This window comes from Frankia sp. CcWB3, from assembly GCF_977927595.1.
The window spans coordinates 1-9,439 of the sequence record NZ_CDWRCK010000168.1 but is presented as its reverse complement, the minus strand read 5'-3'; the positions used below and the strand labels follow the sequence as shown (position 1 = coordinate 9,439).

Here is a 9,439-nt window from a genome sequence, read left to right as displayed (position 1 = left end):
CCGGCTTCTTCGTGTCCGCCTCCGACGGCAGCAACAGCTCCAGCACAGCCCACCGCTCGTTCGTCAGGTCACCCCGCACCACACAACGGATCATGCAATCCGAAAATCACCATCAGATCCACGGCCAGCCTCGGGACATACTTCCCAAACAGGCCCTAGTACTAAGAGCTTTTGATCATTCTTAGAAAAATCTAGTTGGTCGTAGTAGTAGGGGGTGTGGATACTGGGGATAACCGCTGTTTCCGCAGGTCAGAGGGGTTGTCGGCCGGTGCAAATCTTGTGGGTGGATCTGTGCATGCGCGCAGTGGTTATCCCCAGGCCCGATCTGCGTCCACAAGGACCACGTTGTCCCTCCACAGGCCTTCCCCGAGTTGTCCACAGGCTGTCCACTGCCACTCCACCGTTCCGACCGCAGGCTGTCCACAACGTTTTCCACAAGCTGTGGGCGGAACCACCCAGTGGGCTCGGTGCGGTTGTCCCCGGTTGTCCCCGGTTGTCCGTGGTCGTTCGGGGGAGTCCTGCCCCGCGGCGTCCGGTCCATGCGCCATGTGTGACACCCGGCGAGGCGTCACGCCCCGCCGTCGGGCGGCAGCCATCGGTCCGCAGGACCGTTCCGGCCGGGGGGAATAGGAAGGAACCGTGCTGCCCGGCGGTGGGCAGCGGCGGTGGCAGCGGGCAGCGGCGCTAGGCCTGCCGGGCCTGCAGACGGATGCGGTTCGTCAGCTCGGTGACCTGGTTGTAGATCGCGCGTCGTTCCGCCATCAGACCGCGGATCTTGCGGTCGGCATGCATGACCGTCGTGTGATCCCGACCCCCGAAGTGCTGGCCGATCTTCGGTAGCGACAGGTCGGTCAGCTCCCGGCACAGGTACATCGCGATCTGACGGGCGGTGACCAGCACGCGGCTACGTGAGGTGCCGCACAGGTCCTCCATCGAGACGCCGAAGTACGCCGCCGTTGCGTTCATGATTGCGGCGGCCGTGATGTCGGGATTGCCGGCATCGGGGATGAGATCACGCAGCACGATCTCGGCGAGCGTGCGGTCGACGTGGGACTTGTTCAGGCTTGCGAAGGCCGCGACCCGGATCAGCGCCCCCTCCAGCTCACGGATGTTGCGCTCGATGTGCGTGGCGATGTATTCGAGGACGTCCGGAGGTACCGGCAGGCGCTCCGTGGCCGCCTTCTTCGACAGGATGGCGATGCGCGTCTCGAGGTCGGGCGGGGTGATGTCGGTCATCAGTCCCCACTCGAAGCGGCTGCGCAGCCGGTCCTCCAGGGCCGAGAGCTGCTTGGGCGAGCGGTCGGAGCTGATCACGATCTGCTTCTCGCCGTCGTGCAGGACGTTGAAGGTGTGGAAGAACTCCTCCTGCGTCCGCTCCTTGTTCTCCAGGAACTGGATGTCGTCGACGAGCAGGACGTCGATGTCACGGTAGCGCCGCTGGAACGCCTGCTGGCGGTCGTCCCGGATCGAGTTGATGAAGTCGTTGGTGAATTCCTCGGAGCTCACGTACTTCACCCGCATGTTCGGGTAGAGCTTGAGTGCGTAGTGGCCGATCGCGTGCAGAAGGTGAGTCTTGCCGAGCCCGGAGTCCCCGTAGATGAAAAGCGGGTTGTAGGCCTTCGCGGGTGCCTCGGCGACGGCCACCGCTGCCGCGTGGGGGAACCGGTTGCTGTCGCCGATGACGAACGTCTCGAAAATGTAGCGGGGGTTTAGCCGGGCCTGGGCCGGTTCGGTCTCGTGCGGCGCCGCATCGCGTCCGAGACCCGCGCTGACCCGTACCGGTGGTGTTCCCTCGGTGGCGTCGGGGAAGGGCAGTTCGCCGTTCACCAGTGCCGTCGGTGCCGGTGCCGGTGCCGGAGCGGCTGATGCCGGGGCCGCCGACGAGCCCGGTCTCGCCCCCGGCACCGGGGTTGCGGCGGTGTCGGTCGATCCCGATCCGGCACCCGCGTTCAACGCCGAACCGGAGGCGGGGCCCGAGCCCTGACCCGGTGCGGTGTCGCCTCTGGCGTCCACCGGCCGTACGATCCGGATCGGTCCGCTCATCGGTTCCGGATCAGGCAGGTGTTCGACGGTGACCGCGACCCTGATCTCCCGCCTATAGGCTGTGGACAACGCTGTGGACAAGAAGGGGCGCAGGCGCGAGTCGAGGAGATCCTTGGTGAACTCGTTCGGCGCGGCCAGCAGAGCCGTGTCCTGGACGAGCCCGAGGGGGCGGGTCAGCCGCAGCCAGGCACGCTGCTGGGCGGACAGCGTGCCGTCGGCGACCCCGGCGACGGCCTGGCTCCACACCGCGGCCAGGTCCGGGTCACCCGAAGGTTCGTCCCCGAACGGCAGACCGGCGACGGAGTCGGCGCGGAGGTTGGACACGGGGGCTCCTCGGGCAGTTCGGTACGGTTTGCGGGTGGTGCTGCTCCCCGCGTGCTGGAGGTGCGTCGCGGCTGATGCGGCTGGTGATGTGGTCCCCGGCCACCGAGCGACCGAGGGGCCTCGTCGCGATGGTTCTCCACATCGTCGTCCACAACCTGTGTATGGACACGACACGGCATGCGGCGTGGCGCAACCGGCTCATTCCCGGGGATGAACCTGTATCAGTGAGGTCATTTGAATCCGCTCCAGGTCCCCCCCGTTCCGCCCTGGCCCCTCCGCCGACCGCCCTCTCCACAGGCGTTTTCCACAGGTCAGGGTGCACCGAGCCGGTCGTTCTCACCGAGCGCGGGCATACCTGACGCGGTCTGGTGCCCGCCCCGAGTGAGACGTTGCCACCAGGATCGTAAGGTGCGGCCCGAGCCGCCGTGCCGGGGCCGGAACGTACCCGCGGCGGCCGGGCCGCGTCCCTGCCCCATCGTCGAGGCGCCGAGGGCCCGCTGCGGCAGTGTGGCATTCCACGGCCGCCGGACGGATGCCGGCTAGCCGCGGCCGCGGCCGCGGTGCGCTCGCGTCTTGGCGTTCGGTGTAGTGCCGTTGTGGCAAGGTCGGCCTGGTGGCGACCGGGCGATGGCCGGATGACGGTGGTGCGGCCAGCCGCGGCCGGCGGGCACGGGGTCGGCGGATCGCCGAAGGTCCCCCCTGCCCGGCAGTGATCCCTCGCCGCCGGACCGTCCGAGGCACCGCCCTGTGTAGGCTAGGCCGAACCGCGGTGTTAGACCGCTTCGTTTGTCGTGGGATCTGCTTGCCCGGGCCGTGTGGTGCGGCCCACTCCCCCCTCGGCGGCGAAGATCACCGCCCGCGTCCATCTTGCAGACGGAGTTCTCACGTGAGTAAGCGCACCTTCCAGCCGAACAACCGTCGGCGGGCCCGCACGCACGGGTTCCGACTGCGCATGCGGACTCGCGCGGGCCGCGCGATCCTGTCCGCCTGCCGTCGTAAGGGCCGCAGCGAGCTCTCCGCCTGACGGCGGGTTCCCGCTGGTCCTGCTGGTACCCCTTGCCGGTCATGCTTCCTGAGGGCTCCCGCGTCCGAACCCGGGACGAACATGCCCGGGTGGGGACTACGGGTCGGCGAACCCGATCCGGCCCGCTTGTTGTCCACAATCTGTGGACAACAAGCGGCGATCCGGCACGGGCCGGCTTCGTGGTCGGCCGTCGGGTGGGGAAGGCGGTCGTGCGTAACAGGGTGCGGCGCCGGTTGCGGGAACAGGTACGGGTTCGGCTGGACACGCTCGCGCCGGGGACGATGCTGGTCGTGCGTGCGCTGCCCGATGCGGCGACGGCGAGCTCCGCGGAGCTCGGCCGTGCGCTGGACGCCGCGCTCGCCAGGGTGGCCCGGCCGGCGGATGCCAGGCGCCCGGATGGGCGTGGACGATGACCGCCGGGACGGTGCTGGTCGTGCTGCTGGCCACGGCGGCCGTCGTCGACCTCCTGCTGGCCTCCCGGATGGTGTGGCGCCGCCTGCCGCGGGTCGCCCGCAACGCCGACGGCGCGGTACGCGGTCCCCTGGCCTGGACCTTTACCGGGCTCGTGCGGCTCTACCGAGCCGGCTGGTCGGCCCGCAACGCCGGCATGTGCCGGTTCGAGCCGTCCTGTAGCGCCTACGCGCTGGCCGCGGTGCGGCGCCACGGGGGTATGCGTGGCGGTGCCCTCGCCGTCGCCCGGTTGCTGCGCTGCCAACCGTTTGCGGCCGGCGGGTACGACCCCGTGCCGGGAACGGATCCGGCTCCGGGAATCGTTCGGAGACCCAGGGGCGCGATGGCCGACCCCGGCAGGTCTCCCGACGGTCGGAGCGCGGGCGATCCGGTCGTCGCCGTACCGCCCGTCCACAGGCATGGTCCTCCGTCTCCCAGCCGGGGGGCGCGGGCCGAGATCGCCGGTTCCGGTCGCGGACCGTGGGTGTGAGGAGTCAGACTGTTGTTGGATCCCCTATACCACCTCGCGGCGAACGCGATCGTCTTCTTTCACCAGGGATTCGCGCCGATCTTCGGTGCTGCCAGTTTCTTCTCCTGGGCCTTTTCGGTCGTCCTGCTGGTCGTCTGCGTCCGTATTCTGATCTTCCCGCTGTTCGTCAAGCAGGTGAAGTCGCAGCGGACGATGCAGGTGATGCAGCCCCGGATCAAGGAGATCCGGGAGAAGTACGGGCACGACAAACCCCGCATGCAGCAGGAGATGATGGCGCTGCAGCGGGAGCATGGAAACCCGCTTCTCGGCTGCCTCCCGATCTTCCTCCAGATCCCGCTGTTCATCGCGCTGTTCCACGTGTTCACCCACCTGGCGCCGATGAACGAGGGCCCGAACCACTCGCTGGTCTGGCGTCCCCGGGTCGGGCTCTCCGCGGACCAGGTGGAGCAGATCGCCTCGGCCAAGGTGTTCGGCATCTCGTTGGCGAGCAAGTTCACCTCCGATGGCGATTTCTCGCGCTTCCTCGGCGTCGACAGCACGCACGTCAGGATTCTCGCGATCGTCCTGATCGTGCTGATGGGTCTTACGACCTTCCTCACGCAGCGCCAGATCATGGCCCGCACCGGGCCGGTCGACCCGCAGCAGGCGATCATGCAGAAGGCGCTGCTCTACGGCTCCCCGCTGATGCTCGCCTTCTTTGGTTTCCGTTTCCCGATCGCCGTGCTGCTGTACTGGCTCACCACCAACCTGTGGAGCATGGGCCAGCAGTTCTTCATCATGAAGAAGATGCCGCCGATCAAGACCGAGGATGCGAACGGCCGGCTGCCCGGTGCCCGTCCGGCCGCCGACGGCGCCGTCACCCCCGCTCGGCCGGCTCCCGGTGTCCGAGCCGGGGCGAAGTCGAAGAACCGCCCCCGGTCTGCCTCGGTGACCCCGACCAAGGGCGGCGATTCCGGTGCCGCGGCGGCCGGTCGGACGTCCTCGACGGCTCCCCCCGGCACCCGGTCCCGTAACGGCACCTCGACCGCGACCCGTACTGCGGTGACTCCGAAGGCGGCGGTGACCCCGAAGAGCGGTAAGGCGGGGGCGCCGGCCGGTCCCGGTGCCAACGGCGTCTCGGGCGGTGGCGTCTCGGACAACGGCGTCGCCGCTACCACGGCCGCATCCACGGAGCGGAGCGCGGAGGCGAAGACCAGCGCGGCGGGCCGCAGGAACGCCCCGGGCGAGAATGCCGGGCAGAGCGCGGCGAGCGGGCCGACGGCACCCTCCGACGGGGAGAGCACGCCCCGGCCGGCACCCGTACCCGCCGGAGTGCGGCGCCAGGTCGGCGGCTCCCGACCCGCGAAACGGCGCGGCAAGGGCAAGCGGCCCGGTGGGCGGCGTTGATCCGGGAGACGCCGTTCCCGACCAACCGACCAACCGACCGACCGGCAGGCAGGCAGGCTGCCGACCCGATTTCGTCATCGAGTGGCGGCATCCCGTAATCTCTGCTCCGCCGCCCCCGTTCCCCTGGAGAGTCGCTGATGACCGGTTCGGCACCTGAACTGGCTGTGGATGGAGCCGGAGTCTCCGACGAGCACGCTCCCTCGGACGAGACTGCCGGCACGGAGGATCGGCGTCTGTCCGATCTCGAGTTGGAAGGCGAGATCGCCGCCGACTACATCGAGGGTCTGCTCGACATCGTCGACATGGACGGTGACCTCGACCTCGACGTCGAGAGCGGCCGCGCCGTCGTCGCCGTGGTAGGCGAGGGGCTGGACAAGCTCATCGGGGCGGGCGGCGAGACGCTGGAGGCGTTGCAGGAACTGACCAGGCTCGCGGTGCTCCAGAAGACGGGCACCCGCAGCCGTCTCATGCTCGACGTCGGCGGCCATCGCGCTCGGCGGCGGGTCGAGCTTCGCAAGATTGCGATCGCCGCGGCGTCGCGCGCCATCACGCGTGGTGAGCCGGAGAAGCTGGCTCCCATGACGCCGTTCGAGCGCAAGGTGGTGCACGACACCGTTGCCGGGATCGACGGCGTGCACAGTGAGTCCGAGGGCGAGGAACCCGGCCGCCGGGTGGTCATCCTTCTCGGCTGACCGGCGCCGACCGATGGCGGGTCGGTGGCGGCCGGCGCGTTCCGCCGTGCTGGCCGCCGCTGTGGGTGTCGGCTTGGCGGCCGTGCTCGGCATTCTGCATGCCTATCTGACCAGACCCTTCTGGTACGACGAGATCTGGCGCGCCCACTTCGTCAGCGAACCGGCGTCCTCGTTCTGGCCGGAGCTGACCGTCGCCAACACCCCCTCGGCGCTGGGTTGGTTCGGCCTGACCCGGGTGGCCGGCGAGGTCCTCGGCTGGCACAGCTGGTCGCTCCGGCTTCCCGGGTATCTCGCCGTGCCCTTGCTCGGTGCCGCGATCGTCCTGCTCACCCGCCGTTTCACCGGCCTGGTCGCGGCGGTGTTCGCCACGTGCTGGCTGTGCCTGAACGTGACCTTCCTGGATCTCGCGACCCAACTCAAGCCGTATTCCGTCGAGGCGCTGGCCGCCGTCTGCATCGTCCTCGCCTGGTCGACCGGATCATCTCCGCGGCCCTCGCTGTCCCCGCGGCCCTCGCTGTCCCCGCGGCCTGAACCTGTCACCGGCGGGTTCTCCCGTGCCCGGCTCCTGCGACGCACCGCGGCGGGCCTGTTGGCCCTGACCGCCGTGCCCGGGATCTTTCTGGTGCTGCCGTTGGCGACCGCGGAGGTATGGCGCGGTCCGGCGCGGCGTTGGCGACTGGTGGAATGCCTGCCCGCGGTCGCCATCAGCGTGGCGCACACCGTGTTCTTCATCGGGCACCAGTCCAGTCAGCGTCGCGGCGACTACTGGGATCGCCAGTTCATCGCCGGTCGTGGGCCGGTCGAGGCCGTACGCTTCATCGTCGATCAGATGCGAGCCTTCATCACCGGTATGCCGCCCGGCATCGACCGGTTCGACCCGAGCCTCATCCATGCGACGGTGTCCGGGGGGCCGGTTGTCTCGGTGCTGCTCGCCGTGGCGGTGTCGATCGCCGGCCTGACCGGCGTCCTCGTGCTGGCACGACGACCGGACGGCAGGCTGCTCCTCACCGCGCTCGGCGGAGCCCAGGTGCTGATGCTGGGAGCGAGCGCCGCGCGGTACTGGCCGTTCGGGCCGACCCGGACCAACCTCTTCGTCGTGCCGCTGATCGTCGTTGTGATCGTGGTGGGCACCCGGCGGCTGGTGGTCCTGTTCGTGGCGGCGGTGCGACCTCGTATCCCCGCCGTCGGGCCTCAGCCGGCCGTACCGACACTGATGGCCGCGACCCCGACCCTCCCTACCGGAAGGACTGTCACCGAGCAGTCACGATTGGATGTTTCCGGTGTCTCGCCGACGTCGAGCGCCGGCGCGAACACGATTTCTCCGACCGCCGTGCTGCCGTTGGCCGGCCTCGCAATGATCATCTTGCTTGGTGTCCCGCTCCTGGGAACCTCGCTGTCGGGAAGCGGGCAGCTCTGGGATCATCGGCACCGGACTCGTGGCCTCGATCGGATGGTCGACGCGGCCATCGCGGCCCGGCAGCTGCACCGCCCGGGAGACCTGGTGGTGGTCGGGGGCCGCCTCGCCCGGCCTGGCTGGCTGTACGCGATGGAGGCGAGTGACGACCCGGCGCGTGAGCCGGCAGCTCTCCCCAGTGCCGGCGCCGGGCGGGTACCGGCCCGGGTGCCACGGCAGGACACGATCTTCTTCGGCGCTGCGGGTACCTCCCTGGTCGGCGAGCTGGCGAACCGCCGGGTCCCGCCGACCCGGCTGCTCGTCTTCGTCTTCGACGCGGAGCGGCCGGCGCTCGCGCCCGACCTGGCCGCGCTGCCCCGGGCGGGGTGGTGCGCCGGCCGTGGCTGGCAGTTCCCCCTCACCGGAACGCTGACCGTCTTCGATCGCTGCGCCGGCGCCGCCCCGCGACTCGATCGGCCGCAGCGGACCGTGGTGTCCGACCGGACGACCTGACATCCGTCCCCCGGGCCGGAACCGTGCCTCCCGTGGGGGTGGCGGCGCGAGCACCTCGAGGTCGGCGGGGATGCTTGTCGGGTGCGCGGTCTTCTGACTTTCTCGTCCTGCCCAGCTTTCTCGTCCTGTCCGGCCGGGTCCACGGATCCGGTCTCCCATCCGCCCGCTGCCGGCGGTCACCTGGCGATGCCCACGGGCCCAACCCGGCTCGGCTCGATGCTGTGGCCGGTCGAGGTGACGCAGGCGGCCCGGCCGGCGCGGGCTGGCCGTATGGCACGGCGGGGGATCCGGCCATGACGGGTCTCCCGGATGCCCCCGAGGTGCCCCCCGTCGCGGTGGAGATTTTCGGCACGCGGACCGGATCCGCGGCGCGCTACGTCGAGCTGCTGGCGACCGACGGGGTCGAGCGCGGGCTGATCGGTCCGCGTGAGACTGACCGGCTCTGGGACCGCCACGTACTCAACTGCGCGGTCCTGGCCGACGCGGTCCCGGCGCAGGCCGATGTCGTGGACGTCGGCAGCGGCGCGGGGCTGCCGGGTATCCCGCTGGCGCTCGCCCGCCCGGATCTGCGGGTGGTGCTGCTCGAGCCGATGGAACGCCGGTGCCGATTCCTGCACGAGGTTGTGGCGACCATAGGTCTGGAGGACCAGATTTCTGTGGTAGGTGGCCGCGCACCGGATGCCGGAATCGGCCCGGACGGTCGTAGATTCGGGATAGCCGTAGCCCGCGCAGTCGCTCCCCTGGAGCGGCTGCGCGCAATCCTCTTTCCGATGCTGCGACCAGGTGGTGTCATGCTGGCGATGCGCGGTTCACGGATCCTGGAGGAACTGCAGGACGCGCGCAGCGGTCTCGGAACTCAGGGTTGGCATCCCGTGGATGTCGTGAGGTGCGGGGAGGGGCGGGTGGAGGAACCCGCCCGTGTCCTCCGGGCCGTACGTTCATCCCAGCGCACCCGGGCCGAGAGCAGGGGAGGGCGCGGCGACGGTGAGCGGCACGATGGCAGACAGGTCAGACGGACGTCACGGGATTCACTCCGATCACGGGAGGTCGGTCGTGACCAGCCGACACGTGGACAGTCTCGTTCCACGTGAAACAGCGTCGGCGGGCCAGGGTGGGGCCAGGGG

Annotated in this window: 8 protein-coding genes; 7 read left to right on the top strand and 1 reads right to left on the bottom strand. The window is 69.9% G+C overall.

What is annotated here, in order from left to right:
* Positions 1-684: 684 nt before the first annotated feature.
* A complete protein-coding gene (gene dnaA / locus ACY5KJ_RS13525; RefSeq protein ID WP_462187262.1) occupies positions 685-2,367 on the bottom strand; it encodes a chromosomal replication initiator protein DnaA in 1,683 nt (560 codons plus the stop codon).
* 886 nt (positions 2,368-3,253) lie between these two features.
* Here dnaA and rpmH point away from each other — a divergent pair.
* From rpmH to rsmG, 7 genes are all read left to right on the top strand, one after another.
* Positions 3,254-3,391, top strand: coding sequence for a 50S ribosomal protein L34 (rpmH, locus tag ACY5KJ_RS13520; protein WP_462187261.1), 138 nt, complete (start codon positions 3,254-3,256; stop codon positions 3,389-3,391).
* Between the two features lie 41 nt (positions 3,392-3,432).
* Entirely contained in the window at positions 3,433-3,804 is a 372-nt protein-coding gene (gene rnpA, locus ACY5KJ_RS13515) for a ribonuclease P protein component (RefSeq protein ID WP_462203496.1), read from the top strand.
* Positions 3,801-4,331: a membrane protein insertion efficiency factor YidD gene (gene yidD / locus ACY5KJ_RS13510; protein ID WP_462187259.1), complete on the top strand. Its 531-nt coding sequence runs from the start codon at positions 3,801-3,803 to the stop codon at positions 4,329-4,331. The genes rnpA and yidD overlap by 4 nt, the downstream gene beginning before the upstream one ends.
* Before the next feature lie 12 nt (positions 4,332-4,343).
* A complete protein-coding gene (gene yidC, locus ACY5KJ_RS13505; protein ID WP_462187258.1) occupies positions 4,344-5,717 on the top strand; it encodes a membrane protein insertase YidC in 1,374 nt (457 codons plus the stop codon).
* A gap of 137 nt (positions 5,718-5,854) precedes the next feature.
* Positions 5,855-6,409: a Jag family protein gene (locus ACY5KJ_RS13500; RefSeq protein WP_462187257.1), complete on the top strand. Its 555-nt coding sequence runs from the start codon at positions 5,855-5,857 to the stop codon at positions 6,407-6,409.
* 61 nt (positions 6,410-6,470) lie between these two features.
* On the top strand, positions 6,471-8,315 hold the full coding sequence (locus ACY5KJ_RS13495; RefSeq protein ID WP_462203495.1) for a hypothetical protein: 1,845 nt from the start codon (positions 6,471-6,473) through the stop codon (positions 8,313-8,315).
* 293 nt (positions 8,316-8,608) lie between these two features.
* On the top strand, positions 8,609-9,406 hold the full coding sequence (gene rsmG / locus ACY5KJ_RS13490) for a 16S rRNA (guanine(527)-N(7))-methyltransferase RsmG (protein ID WP_462187255.1): 798 nt from the start codon (positions 8,609-8,611) through the stop codon (positions 9,404-9,406).
* The last annotated feature ends 33 nt before the right edge of the window (positions 9,407-9,439 follow it).

What these genes read in the sequence shown, in the direction of transcription:
- rnpA (WP_462203496.1), top strand. Translation starts at nt 3,433, where the DNA reads ATGCTTCCTGAGGGCTCCCGCGTCCGAACCCGGGACGAACATGCCCGG.
- yidD (WP_462187259.1), top strand. Translation starts at nt 3,801, where the DNA reads ATGACCGCCGGGACGGTGCTGGTCGTGCTGCTGGCCACGGCGGCCGTC.
- ACY5KJ_RS13500 (WP_462187257.1), top strand. Translation starts at nt 5,855, where the DNA reads ATGACCGGTTCGGCACCTGAACTGGCTGTGGATGGAGCCGGAGTCTCC.
- rsmG (WP_462187255.1), top strand. Translation starts at nt 8,609, where the DNA reads ATGACGGGTCTCCCGGATGCCCCCGAGGTGCCCCCCGTCGCGGTGGAG.